General features: G+C 66.5%; 25 protein-coding genes and 1 pseudogene. 18 read left to right on the forward strand and 8 right to left on the reverse strand.

Annotation, left to right across the window (positions count from 1 at the left end; translation table 11 throughout):
• The first annotated feature begins 15 nt into the window (after positions 1–15).
• The 5 genes and pseudogenes from KM842_RS09790 to KM842_RS09800 all read left to right on the forward strand — a co-directional run bounded on the left by KM842_RS09790 (position 16) and on the right by KM842_RS09800 (position 2,468).
• On the forward strand, positions 16–855 hold the full coding sequence (locus KM842_RS09790; protein WP_216257926.1) for an SDR family oxidoreductase: 840 nt from the start codon (positions 16–18) through the stop codon (positions 853–855).
• Between the two features lie 2 nt (positions 856–857).
• Entirely contained in the window at positions 858–1,625 is a 768-nt protein-coding gene (locus KM842_RS09795; protein ID WP_253206363.1) for an SDR family NAD(P)-dependent oxidoreductase, read from the forward strand.
• A gap of 163 nt (positions 1,626–1,788) precedes the next feature.
• Complete coding sequence (locus KM842_RS15965; protein ID WP_301183786.1) at positions 1,789–1,911, forward strand: hypothetical protein; 123 nt, start codon at positions 1,789–1,791, stop codon at positions 1,909–1,911.
• A pseudogene (locus tag KM842_RS16045) lies at positions 1,908–2,087 on the forward strand (TetR/AcrR family transcriptional regulator); the annotation flags it as partial. The gene KM842_RS15965 and the pseudogene KM842_RS16045, both read left to right, overlap by 4 nt.
• Before the next feature lie 9 nt (positions 2,088–2,096).
• Positions 2,097–2,468 carry a hypothetical protein gene (locus KM842_RS09800; protein ID WP_253206074.1) on the forward strand — a complete coding sequence of 124 codons (372 nt, stop codon included), beginning with the start codon at positions 2,097–2,099 and terminating at the stop codon, positions 2,466–2,468.
• A 212-nt stretch (positions 2,469–2,680) separates the two neighbouring features.
• On the opposite strand, the gene KM842_RS09805 is transcribed toward KM842_RS09800, so the two are convergent.
• Together KM842_RS09805 and KM842_RS09810 are read right to left on the reverse strand one after the other, a co-directional pair.
• Complete coding sequence (locus tag KM842_RS09805) at positions 2,681–3,004, reverse strand: hypothetical protein (protein ID WP_216257933.1); 324 nt, start codon at positions 3,002–3,004, stop codon at positions 2,681–2,683.
• Between the two features lie 289 nt (positions 3,005–3,293).
• Positions 3,294–4,259, reverse strand: a complete 966-nt coding sequence (locus tag KM842_RS09810) for a helicase associated domain-containing protein (protein ID WP_216257935.1) — start codon at positions 4,257–4,259, stop codon at positions 3,294–3,296.
• 377 nt (positions 4,260–4,636) lie between these two features.
• On the opposite strand from KM842_RS09810, the gene KM842_RS09815 reads away from it, so the two are divergent.
• From KM842_RS09815 to KM842_RS09840, 6 genes are read left to right on the forward strand one after another with little or no spacing between them, the layout of a single operon-like run.
• Positions 4,637–5,266 (forward strand): hypothetical protein, encoded by a 630-nt coding sequence (locus tag KM842_RS09815; protein WP_216257937.1) that lies wholly within the window; start codon positions 4,637–4,639, stop codon positions 5,264–5,266.
• Positions 5,266–6,279, forward strand: coding sequence for a hypothetical protein (locus KM842_RS09820; RefSeq protein WP_216257939.1), 1,014 nt, complete (start codon positions 5,266–5,268; stop codon positions 6,277–6,279). Before KM842_RS09815 ends, KM842_RS09820 begins: the two co-directional genes overlap by 1 nt.
• 13 nt (positions 6,280–6,292) lie before the next feature.
• Entirely contained in the window at positions 6,293–6,571 is a 279-nt protein-coding gene (locus KM842_RS09825) for a hypothetical protein (protein WP_216257941.1), read from the forward strand.
• 39 nt (positions 6,572–6,610) lie between these two features.
• Positions 6,611–7,474, forward strand: a complete 864-nt coding sequence (locus KM842_RS09830; protein WP_216257943.1) for an antitoxin VbhA family protein — start codon at positions 6,611–6,613, stop codon at positions 7,472–7,474.
• On the forward strand, positions 7,471–7,728 hold the full coding sequence (locus KM842_RS09835) for a hypothetical protein (RefSeq protein ID WP_216257945.1): 258 nt from the start codon (positions 7,471–7,473) through the stop codon (positions 7,726–7,728). Before KM842_RS09830 ends, KM842_RS09835 begins: the two co-directional genes overlap by 4 nt.
• 20 nt (positions 7,729–7,748) lie before the next feature.
• Entirely contained in the window at positions 7,749–8,756 is a 1,008-nt protein-coding gene (locus tag KM842_RS09840) for a hypothetical protein (RefSeq protein WP_216257948.1), read from the forward strand.
• A 14-nt stretch (positions 8,757–8,770) separates the two neighbouring features.
• Here KM842_RS09840 and KM842_RS09845 read toward each other — a convergent pair whose 3' ends face one another.
• The 3 genes from KM842_RS09845 to KM842_RS09855 form a co-directional block, all read right to left on the reverse strand.
• Complete coding sequence (locus KM842_RS09845; RefSeq protein ID WP_216257950.1) at positions 8,771–8,980, reverse strand: hypothetical protein; 210 nt, start codon at positions 8,978–8,980, stop codon at positions 8,771–8,773.
• A 128-nt stretch (positions 8,981–9,108) separates the two neighbouring features.
• On the reverse strand, positions 9,109–9,510 hold the full coding sequence (locus tag KM842_RS09850; protein WP_216257952.1) for a hypothetical protein: 402 nt from the start codon (positions 9,508–9,510) through the stop codon (positions 9,109–9,111).
• A gap of 57 nt (positions 9,511–9,567) precedes the next feature.
• Entirely contained in the window at positions 9,568–10,107 is a 540-nt protein-coding gene (locus KM842_RS09855) for a hypothetical protein (protein WP_216257954.1), read from the reverse strand.
• 81 nt (positions 10,108–10,188) lie between these two features.
• Between KM842_RS09855 and KM842_RS09860 the strand changes: the two genes are divergently transcribed.
• Positions 10,189–10,470, forward strand: a complete 282-nt coding sequence (locus KM842_RS09860; RefSeq protein WP_216257957.1) for a hypothetical protein — start codon at positions 10,189–10,191, stop codon at positions 10,468–10,470.
• 20 nt (positions 10,471–10,490) lie between these two features.
• A complete protein-coding gene (locus tag KM842_RS09865) occupies positions 10,491–10,988 on the forward strand; it encodes a hypothetical protein (RefSeq protein WP_216257960.1) in 498 nt (165 codons plus the stop codon).
• Between the two features lie 414 nt (positions 10,989–11,402).
• On the opposite strand, the gene KM842_RS09870 is transcribed toward KM842_RS09865, so the two are convergent.
• A complete protein-coding gene (locus KM842_RS09870) occupies positions 11,403–11,687 on the reverse strand; it encodes a hypothetical protein (protein WP_216257962.1) in 285 nt (94 codons plus the stop codon).
• Positions 11,687–11,977 carry a hypothetical protein gene (locus tag KM842_RS09875; RefSeq protein ID WP_216257964.1) on the reverse strand — a complete coding sequence of 97 codons (291 nt, stop codon included), beginning with the start codon at positions 11,975–11,977 and terminating at the stop codon, positions 11,687–11,689. Before KM842_RS09875 ends, KM842_RS09870 begins: the two co-directional genes overlap by 1 nt.
• Positions 11,978–12,140: 163 nt before the next feature.
• Between KM842_RS09875 and KM842_RS09880 the strand changes: the two genes are divergently transcribed.
• The 4 genes from KM842_RS09880 to KM842_RS09895 all read left to right on the forward strand — a co-directional run bounded on the left by KM842_RS09880 (position 12,141) and on the right by KM842_RS09895 (position 14,104).
• Positions 12,141–12,638 carry an ImmA/IrrE family metallo-endopeptidase gene (locus KM842_RS09880; RefSeq protein ID WP_216257966.1) on the forward strand — a complete coding sequence of 166 codons (498 nt, stop codon included), beginning with the start codon at positions 12,141–12,143 and terminating at the stop codon, positions 12,636–12,638.
• Complete coding sequence (locus KM842_RS09885; RefSeq protein WP_216257969.1) at positions 12,635–13,201, forward strand: hypothetical protein; 567 nt, start codon at positions 12,635–12,637, stop codon at positions 13,199–13,201. The genes KM842_RS09880 and KM842_RS09885 overlap by 4 nt, the downstream gene beginning before the upstream one ends.
• 166 nt (positions 13,202–13,367) lie before the next feature.
• A complete protein-coding gene (locus KM842_RS09890) occupies positions 13,368–13,595 on the forward strand; it encodes a hypothetical protein (protein ID WP_216257971.1) in 228 nt (75 codons plus the stop codon).
• Positions 13,596–13,597: 2 nt separating this feature from the next.
• Positions 13,598–14,104, forward strand: coding sequence for a hypothetical protein (locus KM842_RS09895; RefSeq protein ID WP_216257973.1), 507 nt, complete (start codon positions 13,598–13,600; stop codon positions 14,102–14,104).
• A 313-nt stretch (positions 14,105–14,417) separates the two neighbouring features.
• Here KM842_RS09895 and KM842_RS16050 read toward each other — a convergent pair whose 3' ends face one another.
• On the reverse strand, positions 14,418–14,633 hold the full coding sequence (locus KM842_RS16050) for an SbtR family transcriptional regulator (protein ID WP_367397719.1): 216 nt from the start codon (positions 14,631–14,633) through the stop codon (positions 14,418–14,420).
• Positions 14,634–14,701: 68 nt separating this feature from the next.
• On the opposite strand from KM842_RS16050, the gene KM842_RS09900 reads away from it, so the two are divergent.
• On the forward strand, positions 14,702–14,878 hold the full coding sequence (locus KM842_RS09900; protein ID WP_216257975.1) for a hypothetical protein: 177 nt from the start codon (positions 14,702–14,704) through the stop codon (positions 14,876–14,878).
• Positions 14,879–15,039: the final 161 nt, after the last annotated feature.

The following is a 15,039-nucleotide window of genomic DNA, read 5'->3' on the forward strand; positions in this document are numbered from 1 at the left end:
GAAAGGACGACCTCCATGCCTCAGCGCACCTGGTTCATCACCGGTTCCACCAGCGGTTTCGGACGACTCATGACCGAGCAGCTCCTCGAGCGCGGCGACCGCGTGGCTGCCACCGCCCGTGACACGGCATCGCTCAGCGACCTCGTGGAGCGGTACGGCGACCGCATCTGGCTCGCCCAGCTCGACGTCACCGACACTGCCCAGATCCGCGACGTCGTCGAGCGGGCCTTCCAGGACCTCGGCACCGTCGACGTCATCGTCAACAACGCCGGGTACGGACTCTTCGGTGCTGCCGAGGAACTCACGGACGAACTCATCGAGCACCAGCTCGGCACGAACCTCGTCGGCCCCATCCAGATCCTCCGCGCTGCGGTGCCGCACCTGCGCGCACAGGGCGGCGGCCGCATCATCCAGGTCTCGACCTACGGCGGCCAGGCCACGAACCCCGGCGCATCGCTGTACCACGCCAGCAAGTGGGGCGTCGAGGGGTTCATGGAGGCCAACGCGAAGGACCTCGCGCCCTTCGGCATTGGGGTGACCATCGTCGAGCCGGGCAGTGCAGCAACGGGGTTCCGCGTCGGGAGCTCCCGGCTGCCCGAGCCCATGGCGGCCTACGACGGCACGCCCGCTGCGATGAGCCGCGGCATCCAGAATCCCGCACTGCCGTCCGTCAGCGACCCCGCGAAGGTGGCCGCGGCGATCATCGGCTCCGTCGACCAGGAGCCGGCACCCCTCCGCCTGGTCACCGGCAGCGACTCGCAGAAGGTCATCGCGGATGCGCTCCGGGAGCGCCTCGCGGACATCGAGGCGCAGAAGGTGACCGCCGCGTCGACCGACCTGCCGAAGGAGGCGTGAGCATGCGCGACGCGGCTCCCCGTGGGACGGCCGTCGTGACCGGCGGCACGCAGGGCATCGGTCTCGCGATCGCGACGACGCTGCGCGATCAAGGGTGGCGCGTCGCGATCCTCGGCAGGACGGAGTCCACGGGCCGGGCTGCTGCCGAGCAGCTCGGCCCGGAGCACCGCTTCGTGCAGTGCGACGTCGCCGACGAGCGACGCATCCCGGACGCCTTCGCCGAAGTGGAGCGCGAGATGGGACCCGTCGACGTCCTCGTGAACAACGCCGGCGTCGGTCGCGCAGCCACCGTCGAGCAGCTCCGCAGCGCCGACTGGGATGCGCTGATGGCCGTCGACCTCAAAGCTGCGTGGCTGTGTGTCCAGGCCGCCCTCCCCGGGATGCGCTCTCGCGGAGGCGGGTCCGTCGTCAACATCGCCTCGATCCATGCTCACCTGACGCGGAAGGGACTCTTCCCGTACGCCGCCGCGAAGGCCGGGATGCTCGGACTCACCCGCTCGATGGCCCTCGACCTCGCGGACGACGCGATCCGCGTGAACGCGGTCTGCCCGGGTTACGTGCGCACACCACCGATGATCGCCCAGTACCAGGCGATGGAGAACCCAGAGGAGGCGTGGGACCACCTCCAGCGCATCCATCCGCTGGGACGCATCGGCGAGCCGGAAGAGGTCGCCGCCGTGGTCGCATTCCTCGCCTCGTCGCAGGCCGGGTTCGTCACCGGTGCCGCATGGGACGTGGACGGAGGGCTCGGTGCCCGATTCGCTTCCTGACCGTCCGGCGCTCTTCGTGGTGCAGTACCGGTGGCCGCTCAGCCGGGATGCCGACGTCCGGGCAGCCTACGCACTGCACCGAGCCGACGTCGATCGCCTTGGTGGGGACGGGGGGCTCTGGATGATCGGCACGTTGCCGGCGGTAGAGGGGTGGTCTTCTGCGATGGCCGTGTTCTGGAGCGAACCGGCCGCACGTGCGTTCCGTGACGACGACCCGTTGTTCACCGCAGGTCTCGCGACGCCCTCGCCGGTGCAGCCGTGGACCCCGCTCACCTTCCAGCGGTGACCGTCCCCAGCGGCCAGCCCCGCGCGGACGCTCGGCGGAATCGACAGCTGATACTCCAGGCGGCGCGCACGTGCTTCGCAGAGCGAGGTACGACGGTACCGCTCGCGGATATCGCACGTGCAGCAGGCGTCGGTGTGGCAACGGTGCATCGCCACTTCGGCGGGAGGCCCGGGATCCTGAACGAAATGGCGATCGCTCAGGCGCGGGACCTCCTCGCCGTCAGTACGCGCGCCTCGCGGGAAGTCGACCCGGGGACCGCGCTCAGCACGCTGCTCCTCTGCCTCTTCGAGCTCCGGGAATCCGACAGGACGATCACGGACGCGATGACACGGTGCAGCCCGCCCTGGTCCGATGTCGACCTCGATCGCTTCGATGCAGACGTCGATCTGGTCATCGATCGTGCGAGGGTCGCCGGGATCGTGTCGGACGACTTCGACCGCCGCGACGTCCTGTCGCTCACCATCATGGTCGGTGCCGTGGCTGACGGTCTGCAAACGACCGACAGCGATGCTCCGCAACGCGCATCGACCCTGTTGCTTCGTGGTGTGTTCGGGTGAGCGCCGTCTCTCGAGTCGAGTCGGAGAGGGTGATCCCCGAATTGAGCGGGCGTCCGCGCTCAAGGGTTGCGGAGCTGACGATGAGGAGGAGGCAAGTTCGACAAGCTGCCACCAGAACGCCAAGCACAACTTGAAGAGCGTGCGGGGTGGGCGTGGAAGTCGACAGGAAGACGGCGCTCGCGACGTGAAGCGAAGACAGCCGACCGCGGAGATCAGCGCGCCGGGAGCCGAGTGCTGAGAACAACATGCTCGTCCTCGTCGAGGTCCCAAAGCATGGTGGCGGAATGTCCGGCGGCCTGCTCGTAGGCGAGGAGGAGGACCGCGTCGGCGGCAGTGCGGCACCACCGCATGTAGGAAGCAGCGAAGATGGCGTCGTCGGGGTCGGGTAGGACGGGGTCGCTTTCGAAACGGTCGCGGTTCTCCGTCAGGGTCTCGGCGCTCGTGGTCCCGGTGTGCCAGAGCATGTCGGCGAGATGTTGCGTCAGGGTGACGGCCAGTGGGTTGCCAGCCTCCGCGGTCCTGATGGTGTTCGTCATCGTGTCTCCTGCGTTCGTTGATTAGCGGCGCATGAGTTGCGCTTCGGCCCATGAAGTTTGTGTCCCGGCATTTCAGGTCGTCCGGGTGCTGGTGCCCCTTCGGACAGGCCAGAAAAGTCTGCAGCTGTGCATCCCTGCCTGGACAGGGTCCGGACAGCGCGATCACGCCTCCGCGCCGTCCTTCATTTCGGTCTAGACCCCGCTCGTTGATACCAACCCGAAGACCCTGACCGGGATCAGGGTCGATACCTGAGCAAGATGGTGCTGGCACCATGCTGAGCCGGTCGGCTCACCGCTCTGACTCGAGCCAATGCTCGAGCGCGGTTTGCTGTTCTCGGAAGGCGCTGTTGCTTCGAGAGGGCCGTGCCCATCTCCACCATTCCAGCGCTTCGAGTGCTGCGAACCGCTCGTCGCTCAGCAGCCCACGCTTGTAGTCCAGCACACGCCGATCGATCCATCTGCGGAGCTGCGGTGGAAGGGGCTCGTCTAAGCCATGCTCCCGAGCGTGCGCTTCGAGCTCTGCCAGTCGCTCCGAGAAGGTGTCGTTCTTCCAGGATGCGTCCCAGCACCAGCCCGGCAGTTGTTCGAGCAGCTGAAAACGTTCGGGTGCCAGTCGGCCACGTCGCTGGCGCTGTCGCTGGGCTTGCACCCACTCCCCAACGCGCTGCCCGGAGGGGGCGACAACTCGGCGGGAGAGGTCGGCGGTGCCGTGATCGGACACCCACTGCAGGAGAACTTCGTACGTCTCATACCACGGGCTCGGCCTGGGCGTCTGCTCCCACGACCAGTGCGGCACCGCTTCGAGTAGCGCAATTCGCCGCGACGAAAGATCCCCCGCGCGATAGTGAGCGCGTTGCCTTCGAACCCAGTCACCCAGGCCCGAATGATCTGGCTCTTGGCTGTTGTACGGCACGGCAGTGTGACCGTGACAGGTAGCGAACGCGAGCAGCGACGCCATGTGCGCAAGCGGATTTTCGGACGGCGCGATGCTGCCGTCCGCGCGTGTTGCGCGGTTCTGTTTCGAGGCGTGCCAGAGCCACCCGGGGCGGGCCTCCAGCGCTGCAATCGACGAGGCTTCCAGATGCCCGGACCGGTACCGCCGCCGCATGCGCTTCACCCACCGGCCGAGCCGGTGACCAAACTCATCTTCGAAGAGCTGCGGTACCGCAGCATGCCCGTGCTGGTCCACAAATCGATCGAGACGCTCCAGCCACTTCTCAGTTCGCTTCACCGCTGCGTCATCGCTACGGGTCATGCGGTGCGCCAGCCGTTGATCCCAAGGACACGCTGACCGTGCCCGGTCGGGCAGACGTGTTTAGAACTTGGGTACGCATCGCGTCCCGTCGCGACTGCGCATAACGCGCCGGTTTTTGTCTGGTCGAGTAATACCTCGGCTTTCACGAACCAATTGTACGGAAGCCGTGAAGGCAATAAAGGCCAGTCATGCAACCGAACCGCGTCCTTGCCAACTCTCCTGTTCTTGGACCCGGCTCCGGTGGAACGGTTCCCTCATGTGAAGCGCTCTCCTAGCGTGCAAAGCATGCTCCATACCGCACTTCACCCCGACGGTGCTGCCACCGTTTCGGCTCGACGCTCCTGCAACCCAGCGGCCGCCCGAAAGAAGGCCGACAGGTGAGCGAGGGCGCCGACGAGTCGGGGCTGAACTTCACGCAGTGTCGGCAGCTCGCCGCAATCCGCGGCATGGCACGCATCTCCCTCTCGGACCTACGCGACCAAAGTTCCCCCAACCTGACGACCCTCTACGCCGACGTCCAGGACGGTCAAGCGCTCATCCCCGGTCTGAAGATGGGGGTCGGCGCGCTCATCGTGCAGCGCTGGGACCCGACGTACGCTGCCACCGGGTGGACCCTCTACGGTGCCGACCTCACCCTCGACTTGGGTCACCCGTTCGGGTCGATGTTCTATCGAAACGATGCCGACCGCCGGGTGCTCCGGATCGGTGTGAAGTGGTACCCGCCGACGCAGCAGCTCGAGTTCCCCGCACTTCACCCCTCGAAGCCGGAGCTCACCTCCGACTGCACTGACGACGAGGTCGCCGCTGTCGTGTTGGACGCGCGCAGCCGAATCGTGACTCTTGTCGCGGTCAATGCGCAGATCGGGTCGTTCGTCGCCACCGAGGAGTCCGAGAACGCGATCCTTGACGCATCCGGCCTCGGGCTCGAGCGGCTCTCCGAAGACGACCCGCGACTGACCGGCCGTCAGTCGCGCCGCTCGTCCGAGGCGGACGAGGGACATCACTGATGAGTGACCGGCAGTGGCTGCAGGACATCCGGGGCCAGCAGACGATTCTGTCGTTGCCGTTCGGGCTCGGGTGGACGATCGACATCACGCAAACTCTGGTCGCTCTCACGGCGGCGGGGATGCCCGCTCGTGCGGAGGCGTTCGATCGGCTCCGGTTCGAGGACGGCCGGTCCGGGTTCCTGTCCACCCCGAATCCGACCGCCACGATCAACGACGACGGCACACCGGCTGAACGGACCGAGGACCTCATCGTCCTCCCAGGGGGGTCGGAAGGCGGCGTGCTCTCGCTCGCCCGCCGCTACCCGGACTTGGTGTTCGTGAACGGGAAACGGCAACGCGTCTGGGCGAACGGCAAGCAGGTGCACGGGTCGTCGATGGAGCGGGACGCGACACCGGGGTGGCGGACTGTGTTCGCCATCGCCCGCACCATCGCCCTGCATGGCGGCGGCACGCACTCCATCGCGGACCGCATCGGCATCCCAGCCGATGATGTCCGCGCGGTCATGCCCGCGCTCGGGACGCACGTCTTTCACACGCCGATCGGGTGGGAAGCAGCCGACCGGGCCGCTCTTTGCGATTGGGCGGTGGCTGCGTACCCGGGTCCCGGCGGGGTTCGCACTTGCTGGCGCCGCGAGACCACCATCGACGAGCAAGCCGATGAGCTCATCGGGCTTGGCGGGGTGATGTCGGACCGGTGGGCGGCTCAGCAGTCTGGCGTCTTCGTCCCGCCGAACCGGCTCACGGCGTTCTTCGCCGACCACCCCGACATGGCCGCGCTCGGCTACAAGCCAGCCACCGTGAACGAGGCGACGGTGTCGGTGGTCATCCCGCAGGACACCACGATCCTGGCTACGGCGGAGGGGTGTTGCACGGACGACTTCATCACTGCGCACGTCATCTACACCGACAGCTACGCGGACGTGAACACAGACGCACTGAACGGGCTGCGGCAGCTGCTGCACTTCCGATCCGACCTCGCCCACTATCTCCGCTGGCACCCCAGCGGCAGCTGACGAGAGCACGCTGATGACCTTGCAGCTGCTGTCGCTGACGTTGGCGTACGACGACATCCGGTTCTTCGGCTCCGTCATGTTCACTGACCCGAACCATCCCGACGACAAGCCGGTCACGGTCCTCATCGACCACTCCGACGAACCGCCCTGGTTCCGCCTCACCAACGTCGACCCGGAGGGTCAGGATCCGACGGTGCCGGCGATGGTCGAAGCGGACCGCATCATGCGGTTCCTCCTCCGCTACACGCCCGACCGCATCGGCCGCACCCAGGCCGACTTCCAGCAGCCCTAACCCGCTCTGCTCACGCCCGACTCTTGGAGGTAGTTGCTGATGATGCGTCTGGTGTCCCTGCACTTGTCAAACGACCGGATCCTTTGGGGGCATGTGCTCCTTGAGGACACGGAGAACCCGGACGCGCATCTGGAGCAGATTCTCGTCCGCCCCATCGATGTCGAGCCCGGGTACGAGCTCTATGACAGGACCAACACGGTCCTGTCGGACCTTTCGGTGCCGGCGGTGCGGGAAGCGAACCGCATGGTGGAGACCCTCCTCATCCCCGCCTCCGAGATCGCGCGACGGGAGAAAGCCGTCCGAGCGGTGATCCACTCCGGCTACTTGGAAGGGTTCCCGGACGACATGCCGTGGCAGTCGCAGCTGTGGATGTACGCCCGCGGCGAAGTCACCCGCGAACAACTGTCCGCGTACGCCGACGAAGGCCGGCAGATCCCCCGCGCACCCGGACACAGCGCGGTCGGCTCGGCGGACGTTCCTGAGGACTGGTGGCGGACGACACAGGCCCGCATCCGCCGGCACCTCCTCCACACGACCCTCACCGAACCGGAAGTCGCTGCCGCCTTGCAGGTCAGCATCGAGGAGGTCGGTGAGCTGTTCGAAGCGAACCGGCTGACGAGCTTCGACCTTGACGGAGAAGAACGCATCCCCGACTGGCAACTCGTGAAGCCCGCCCTCCCCGAGTTCGGCGACTCGTCGTCGCTGCTGCCAGGCCTCGACGTCCTCTACGCGGCAGCGCCGCAGCCGCTCCTCGACGCAGCAGCGATGACGGAGTTCATGACCACGCCCCTCAAGTTCCTCACCGTCGACGACCGAGTCCTGACACCGCTGGACTGGATGCGGGAAGGCCGGCCGTTGACAACGATCATCGCCCTGTTCCGCGGACGACGGTGGCGGCTATGACCCGCCGCCCGGACCTGTTCCTTCTCAACGTCGCCTACGACGTCACCGGGGTGCACGGGCACGTGTTCTTTCGCGACCCACCCAGCACCGTGCTGCGGCAGGTCATCATCCGCACCACCGGCACCGGTACCGGCACCGGCACCATCTGCGAACCAGCACACGGCGACACCCGCACCGGGTGGGAACCCTTCCTCGAAGAAACCCGCTGGCTCTTCGCCCTCACCCGGCCCGACACCCCGGAAGAGCACAGCTAATGGGCCCGAGGCTCGAGTGGGTGGCCGCCGCATACTCCGGCAGGCCGCAGATCACGCTGCCGTACGGACTCGGCGACACCACCGACCTCACCAACACCCTCGCCGTCCTCAAGCTCGCTGGGCTGCGCGCGGTCGTGGAGTCCCACGACACGATCCGCCTCACCGACGGCCGCCGCGCACGCTTCCCAACCCTCACCCAACGCCCCCGCGACGACGACCCGAACGACGCGGAACTGCTCCTGCTGGCACCACGCACCGTCACCGCGACGCAGATCGCGCTTGCGGAACAGACCGCGACGGTGCTGTTGGTCGATGTTGACCGGCGCCGCGTCTGGATCGACGGCAGACAAGCCCTTGGGACGAAGGAACGGTGGAAGGACGCCGCCCCCATCTATGTCACCTTCGCGGTCGCGCGCATGCTCGCGGTCAACGGCGCCACCTTCGACAGACTCGTCAGCGCCGGACTGACCCCTGGACAGGTGGATGACGCTCTCGCACGCCTCGGGAAGCGCGTGCACCGGACCGACATCGGGTGGGAGTCACGGCAGGTTGGTGGTCTCGTAGACTTCGCGATCGCCTGCTATCCCGGACCCGGCGGCGTCAGGACCCGGTGGACGTCCGAGCTGCCGCTCATCGAGCAAGCGGAACGTCTCATCAGTGCTGGCTGCCGTATCTCCGGCCGTGCCATTTCCGACCGCCCCGGGTACCCCGCCATCAGCAAAGGGGAGATGCCCTACCGGGTCGTCGCCTTCACCGAGCAAGAGGTCGACATGGCCGCGCTCGGCTTCGAAGCGGACACCGTGGGCTTCGCCGGCACCGAACTCGTCCGGCCCGCGGACCCGACCATCTTTCTCACCGCAGCGGCCGCCGGATACGTGGACCGTACCGACGACATCATCACTGCGAACACGCTCCTCCGCGCTGACTACCGCAACGCCGAAGACGCAGCATCACTGCAAGAAGTACGCGACCGGCTGCAGTTCGCCGCCGACACCGGATACGACCTCCGCCACAACCTGCCCGACTGACAGCGAGCAATGGATCAGATCGAAGTCGCACCAACCTGCCGTCGGTGCTTGACCGAACTGCGCCACACCCACGCAGCCAGCTTGGTCTCGCCGCGACCGGCTTCCACCCAAACCGCGTCTCGGGTGAGGCGGTACGCCTGGGCGTCACTGCGACGAATCAGCCGGTCGGGCAACTGGAACCACGCATGCACCGGCAACGGCTCCGGCAGCTCACGCACCTCCATACCGCGAGCATCCCCCCCGAGCGAGAACGGCGAGCCTGGCACACAGCGATCCGAACGATGACGCTGCTACGGATGCCGCCTGGGGCGATCGAAGGGTGCCCCAAGCTTCGACCCAGTTCGCCGCGACGCTAATCCTGTTCGGGCACGTCGCCAAGAGCCGTGACACGGATTGTCAGGCCCACCGTGCTCCGGACCCGCATCCGCAGTTCGAGCACGTGCGTCAGCGCTTGCAGCACCGCGTACGGGTCGGCGTCGTGGATCAGGAAGTCGGTCACCGGTAGCTCGCCGCCGTTCGCCGCTGCCACGTCCTCATAGTGGGCGTCGCCGGTCTTCTGCTTGTCGACTGCCAGGACGTGGAGCGTGTGCCCGGACTCACCGCCGCCGATGTCGATACCGACGATGCCCCAGCGGTCGAAGTCGAGTCCGACCAGCTCGTCGAGCTGGGTACCGGTCCGGCGCTCGTCGACCTGGATTGTTCCCTGCCAGTCGGGGTAGGTGACCTCCGCGTCACCCCAGATGTAATCAGTCATGCGATCGAGCATCGCAGGCCGGTGCGGGATCGACCAGGAATGCCTGTAGAACGTTGGTCAGCCCGCAACTTCCTGGTACTCCAGGATGCCGTCGGCTACGGCATAGGTCAGCCACAAACGATCGCTGAGGTTCGCCAGGTTCACGGCCACCCGTTCGACGTCGGCCGCAGAGAATGGCGTGGTGGTCGTACCTTCTCGGCGTGTGCGCTGCGCCATCGCCGGCTCTCGCGGGCCACGCAGCCAGTAGGCGTGCAGGAGGTGGTTGCGGTCCTCCATCGCCTTCTGGATTGCACTCGCGTCACGCTCAAACAACACGCGGACCTGATCGGCAGCGCCAAGCTCCGCCACGAGCGCGCTAGTCTTTTCGAGAATCTGCGAGAAGGTGAGCCCGACCACCTCGGCCTGCTTGCGGGTGCGCGGGCGGTCCGAAGCACGAATCAACGCTGCGGCGAGCAGCGGCAGTGTCGTGTCGATCCGCGCTGACCAGTAAGCGACTTGACCGAGCGCAATCAGGTGATCAGCGGCAAGACCAGTGTGCACAGCTTCCCAGTGCTCGTCGCTCCCAGGGGTGAGGTCATCCGATGCCAAACCGCTCATGCGGGTCAGTGTGCCAGCCAACCCGCTGTGCAACTCCGTGTCGGCCTGCGATGCTCGATCCATGAGCAGCGACTACCCCAGGTGACAACCCTCAACTTCGAAGAGTTCGCGATCGTGGACGTCACGATCGCCCTCAAAGAACCGCTTGACGGCACCTCCGGCCAGTCCTCGTTCCGGCTCCACGTGGATGGCGGAATCATTTGGCTCGACGACGAGGTTCGGACACCAGAGTCAGTGCAGGACTTCACGATCCGGCTCCGCGGCGAGACCGAGCACAGCATCCTTGCTTGTGCGTTCCGCGAAGCGGCCGAGCTGCTCGATCCGAAGCGATTCCCGCAGCAGTCTCAGCCAATACACTTCTAGCCGCGACGAAGGGAATGCGTGTGAACTGGGAAGTGATGGCACCGTTCGCCGCCGTCGTCGTGACGGCCGCTCTCGGTGCATGGGGTATTGCTCGAGAGCAGAGCGCGATGCGACAGCTCGAGCGAGTCACCGCGGTGCTGAAGGATGCCGGGGACGACTTTGACGGCCGAGCCGAGCTGTTGTGGCTACAGACCGCGTTGTCGCGGCGAGTGAACCGGCAGTACCGGGCACCTCAGAAGCGCGGCGTTCTGTTCTATGCGTGGGCACTCCGCATCGCGAGCCTCGGAATCCTGCTTTGGGTGTACTTCGTACTTACCAATGCGTTCTTCAGCCGTGCCCTCACAGACGAAGTCGGACAGCCCCGCGTGGGGGCGACCTGGGCGACGATCGTCGCAATCACTGTGCTTGGCGTTCTCGGTGCCATCGTCGGGGCCCTCCAACTCAGGAGGCGCGAGAAGGAGCGTGCATTGTGGTTGAGGGTGGCTGAACCTGACTCGAGTGAGGCACCGCAGTTATGAGCCTTACCGCGTTCAAGCCGATCACTGGTTCGTGACCGGTCGCGGATTCCGCATCGGTCGGCCGGAGGCTCACACCGTGGTCCGATCGAATAGGCTGCGGACATAAACGAGCCCGCGCTCTCACCCTCGTCGGTGGCATCATTGCAGCCGCAGGCAGCCTCATCTGCGCTATCACGCTGGTGAACAGCGTCATTCGCGGGGCGGAGAACGCCAGAAGTGATGAGATCCTGGGGTCGCTCCTTACGGCCATTGTTGCGGCCGTTGCGAAGCTCGAACGTCGCGTCACTAAACTCGAGAAGAGTCACGAGGCCTCCTGACCTGTGACCTCGCGCTCGACGTCGGAGAGTGCGTAGCCAGCGATTTCCGCGCTCGACGGACGGGTGCGGGCGGTCCTGCCGGTCGCTGTTGAGTGCCCTAGCCCGGCATGCCGTTGCTCGTATCTGCCCGGCCGCGCGGTCGTATGGCGTCCCGCCAGACCCAGGCGGACTCTGCCGCCTGGCCGTACCCCCACTCGACGAGGACGGCGCGGGCGGTCCACGCGATGACGCAGGCCTCGACCTCGAGCGGGCGGTCGGGGAACTGCAGCCAGGCGAGCACCGGGTCCGGTGTCGGCAGGTCGAACACGGGCCCGTCGGACGCCGCGTCGGGGAGGGAGACTGCGGGGCCGAGCGCCCAGCGGTCGCGGCGTCGGCGTGCCATCAGCGGGTGCGGAAGTCGGGCGTGCGGCGGGTGACGTAGTCGCGGTCGACGAGGACCTCCTGCAGCCGTCCCTGCCAAGCGGTCCGTACGAGCATCGCGACGTCGCTGCTGGCGATCGCGAAACACTTCAGGTGCAGGGTGTCGGGGATCTCCTCGAACGCGATGTCGGCCCACGCAGGCTGGGGTGGGTCGACAGGCGTCAGGGCGCCGGCGAGCTTTGTGTCGAAGCCGACGGGCTGGTGCAGGGTGAAGTCGGGGTGCTCGGGTGGTGCCCACTGGTGCTCGGCCATGCGGTGATGGTGCCGCAGGCCGCCGACAGGGCGCCGCAGGGCCGTCGCCATCCGAACCACCGTTAGATGACCGAAGCGCTCTTTCGGTCCCCTGGTATCGTCACGAGCGTGGCGGGAAGTTTTCGGACGCCACGAGCGCTCTACCGGGGAGGAGGACCCTTTCATGACTAGGAGAGCAGCAGAGCGAGCCGCAGCCGCCATTCTCGAAGAAGCGTGGGACTCAGACCGTTTCCCGGTCGACCCCGTCGTCGTCGCCGAGCGGATGGGCATGCGCGTGTACCAGGCGCAGCTCCCCGGAGACGTGAGCGGCCTGCTCAAGAAGGAGCCGAACGAACCTGCTGAGATCTTCGTCGACGTTGACGATCCTCCTGTTCGCCGCCGCTTCACCACCGCGCACGAGCTCGGCCACTTCGCTCAGCGTCGACACCAGGACGAGTTCGTCGGGTACGTCGACCGTCGTGACGGGCGTTCGCAGGAGGGTACTCAGGGCGAAGAGATCTTCGCGAACACCTTCGCTGCTCACCTGTTGATGCCCCCGCCGGCGGTCGAGGTGCTCGTCAACTCGAGACGGAGTGAGCTCGAGATGGCGCGGTTCTTTGGAGTGTCGCTGCAGTCGATGCAGTACCACCTCCAGAACCTCGGGTACCGCAGAACGGCATGACTGAGCCCGGAGATCGCTTCGGTGATCAGCCAGCTGATTTCGATTCGGACGAAGCGCGTGCTGCCATCGAACGGGGCAGGGCTGAGATCGAGCGCATTCTCGATCAGGCCCGCAACGACCAGGGTTCTTACGAGCGGGTGACGACGTCGCCTGGGCTTGGTGGGGAACCTGCGTCCGGGGACGAAGTCCGACGCCGTCGACGCCGTTGGTGGAAATGGCCCAGGAGGCGCCCGACGCGCCCAACGACGCTAGATGAAGTGGTGCTGGCCGACCATCACCTTGACGTGCAGTTGAAGGCGGTGGTCGCTCGCGGGGCGCTCCTCGCGATGGGCGTGCAGCTCTTCGTGGCCGATACCGTGTTTGTGCTCTACGCATGGTTGGGGACGGACTGGACCGTGCCGGGGCCGGTGATACTCGGTTGGCTGTCTGCCACCGTCGTCGAGGTGATCGGTGTCGTTGCAATCGTCGCAAGGTACTTGTTCCCGAAGGATGGCCATCAGTGGAGCCGGCCTCCGGGTCAGCAGTACACCCCTCCCACGAACGAGTCTGAGCCCGATTCCTGAGGTGGCACCTCGGCCCTGCGCGCCGATCCGAGGCAGAATGTCAGTATGGGTCGACCTCGCCGTAGGAATACGCCGCAGACGGCCGCCAAGCGCCCGGGAGCAGGAGTACCGAGATCGCCGGCGCCGCGCCGAACTCGAGCGGGCGATGTTCGCTGAGGCGGCCGCGATGATCCGTCCTGTCGACGACGTCGGCGCGGGCCTGGTCGTGGAGCTCGTGATGCGCGCGGCGGCCGACGGTGACGAGACAGCTCTCCGGATCCTCGCCGCTCGCGAGCACCTGAACGCGCTCGGCGTCGAGCACCCGCAGGAGCTCGACGACCGGACGTGGCAGGCCGTGCGAGTGACGCACGCCGGCGGGACGTCGCGAGCAGCATCGCAGATTGCTGAGCAGTAACAGTGTCCATTCCGAGATGGACGCCGCTGGGGGCGCTGGCGCTACACGGCCTCAAGGCAGCGACCGAGTCGATCGAGAACGACTCTGGCAACGAGTACGTCGCCCTCGGCACGGCTGAGTTCTGGGCAGCCTCCCTCGACGAGCAGCTCATGCGAACGTTCGGCGCGGCCTACGACGCTGCGAGGGACTCGGACGAGCAGGGGCAGGTTCTACCCGGGATTCGGTTGGTGCGCAACGGCATCACCCACGGCGCTGTGATCGCCGCCGAGCCATCGGGTCTCCGTTGGCCCCTTGAGTGGCCGCTCCACTGGGACCCAACGGTCTACGGGCCCCTTGAGACGCTGCTGGCCGATTGGGTCGGCGAGCGGATGCAGAACAAGTCGGTGCCTCAGCAGGATGACGTGTACCGGCGGTTGCTCGAGGGCCGTGAGCTTTCTGTTCCACTCAAGGCGGCGATCGACTGGTTTGTACGGCTCGAGCGCGTGCAGTGGGATCTCGACACGGCCTAAACCGCTCGAAGGTGTCCTCGACGGACAGGCGGCTTCACGCCGAGCCACTCGTCGATGTCGTCGTGCAGGACCCGCCACGTTGAGTTCCGGGTTCGCTGGTACCCGCGGAGCTCCCCGGACCTGCAGGCGTCGGTAGTCACCGGCCTGCGATCCGACGCAATCGCCGACGCCACTTCGGCAGCATCATCCGCACCTCGCCTACCGCCTACCGCCTACCGCCTACCGCCTACCGCCTACCGCCTACCGAACCACATTCCCGGAGTGACAGGACCGTCTCGATTGCCAACGGTTCACCGGACAGCACGCCACCTTTTCAATCGGCTCTAGCGGTAACCCGCGCTGGTCCCCTCAGTCCGTCGAGCACCACACGAAGTAGATCCGATTCCTTCGAGGGATGAAGGGACGCCGGAAGGCTGCGGGTCGGATGTGCGATGCCGCAGAGCAGCATCAGGACCTCGCCCGCTCCGACGTCCTCTCGGATCGCCCCCTCGTCCCGGGCTTGGTTCAACAGCACCTCGAGACTCGCGATGAGTGAGTCCGCAGCGGAGCCGTCCGGGCAGACGCCGGTACTGAGCGAGCGGTAACCCGTTCGGAGGGGTGATCTTCGACGAGCAGCGTGAAGTGCGTCGTCAGGACGTGCCGGAGCTACCCAGGCTCAGCATCCCGAAGGATGACCCCGAGAGCTTCGAAGCGCTCCCAGACCAGCGCCTCCTCCAGCTCAGCGACCGTCGCGAAGTGCCGGTAGACAGTCGCCACACCGACATGGTCAGATGACGGAGCCAATTGAGATTGGACCATGCAGGTCATCAGCACCACGCCCGGGGGGCGTAAGCAGATTTAGTGCCACGTCGCCAGAGAATCCGGCGCTCGAGCTGAGTCACCCGCCTCTCCTCGGTAGCGCGCCGATTTTGACTAGGCTGAGCGGCCTACGGAAG

It is taken from the genome of Curtobacterium sp. L6-1 (genome assembly GCF_018885305.1).
Lineage (GTDB): Bacteria > Actinomycetota > Actinomycetes > Actinomycetales > Microbacteriaceae > Curtobacterium > Curtobacterium aetherium.

What these genes read in the sequence shown, in the direction of transcription:
- KM842_RS09790 (WP_216257926.1), top strand. Translation starts at nt 16, where the DNA reads ATGCCTCAGCGCACCTGGTTCATCACCGGTTCCACCAGCGGTTTCGGA.
- KM842_RS09795 (WP_253206363.1), top strand. Translation starts at nt 858, where the DNA reads ATGCGCGACGCGGCTCCCCGTGGGACGGCCGTCGTGACCGGCGGCACG.
- KM842_RS15965 (WP_301183786.1), top strand. Translation starts at nt 1,789, where the DNA reads ATGGCCGTGTTCTGGAGCGAACCGGCCGCACGTGCGTTCCGTGACGAC.
- KM842_RS09800 (WP_253206074.1), top strand. Translation starts at nt 2,097, where the DNA reads ATGGCGATCGCTCAGGCGCGGGACCTCCTCGCCGTCAGTACGCGCGCC.
- KM842_RS09805 (WP_216257933.1), bottom strand. Translation starts at nt 3,004, where the DNA reads ATGACGAACACCATCAGGACCGCGGAGGCTGGCAACCCACTGGCCGTC.
- KM842_RS09810 (WP_216257935.1), bottom strand. Translation starts at nt 4,259, where the DNA reads ATGACCCGTAGCGATGACGCAGCGGTGAAGCGAACTGAGAAGTGGCTG.
- KM842_RS09820 (WP_216257939.1), top strand. Translation starts at nt 5,266, where the DNA reads ATGAGTGACCGGCAGTGGCTGCAGGACATCCGGGGCCAGCAGACGATT.
- KM842_RS09825 (WP_216257941.1), top strand. Translation starts at nt 6,293, where the DNA reads ATGACCTTGCAGCTGCTGTCGCTGACGTTGGCGTACGACGACATCCGG.
- KM842_RS09830 (WP_216257943.1), top strand. Translation starts at nt 6,611, where the DNA reads ATGATGCGTCTGGTGTCCCTGCACTTGTCAAACGACCGGATCCTTTGG.
- KM842_RS09835 (WP_216257945.1), top strand. Translation starts at nt 7,471, where the DNA reads ATGACCCGCCGCCCGGACCTGTTCCTTCTCAACGTCGCCTACGACGTC.
- KM842_RS09845 (WP_216257950.1), bottom strand. Translation starts at nt 8,980, where the DNA reads ATGGAGGTGCGTGAGCTGCCGGAGCCGTTGCCGGTGCATGCGTGGTTC.
- KM842_RS09850 (WP_216257952.1), bottom strand. Translation starts at nt 9,510, where the DNA reads ATGACTGATTACATCTGGGGTGACGCGGAGGTCACCTACCCCGACTGG.
- KM842_RS09855 (WP_216257954.1), bottom strand. Translation starts at nt 10,107, where the DNA reads ATGAGCGGTTTGGCATCGGATGACCTCACCCCTGGGAGCGACGAGCAC.
- KM842_RS09870 (WP_216257962.1), bottom strand. Translation starts at nt 11,687, where the DNA reads ATGGCACGCCGACGCCGCGACCGCTGGGCGCTCGGCCCCGCAGTCTCC.
- KM842_RS09875 (WP_216257964.1), bottom strand. Translation starts at nt 11,977, where the DNA reads ATGGCCGAGCACCAGTGGGCACCACCCGAGCACCCCGACTTCACCCTG.
- KM842_RS09880 (WP_216257966.1), top strand. Translation starts at nt 12,141, where the DNA reads ATGACTAGGAGAGCAGCAGAGCGAGCCGCAGCCGCCATTCTCGAAGAA.
- KM842_RS09885 (WP_216257969.1), top strand. Translation starts at nt 12,635, where the DNA reads ATGACTGAGCCCGGAGATCGCTTCGGTGATCAGCCAGCTGATTTCGAT.
- KM842_RS09890 (WP_216257971.1), top strand. Translation starts at nt 13,368, where the DNA reads ATGATCCGTCCTGTCGACGACGTCGGCGCGGGCCTGGTCGTGGAGCTC.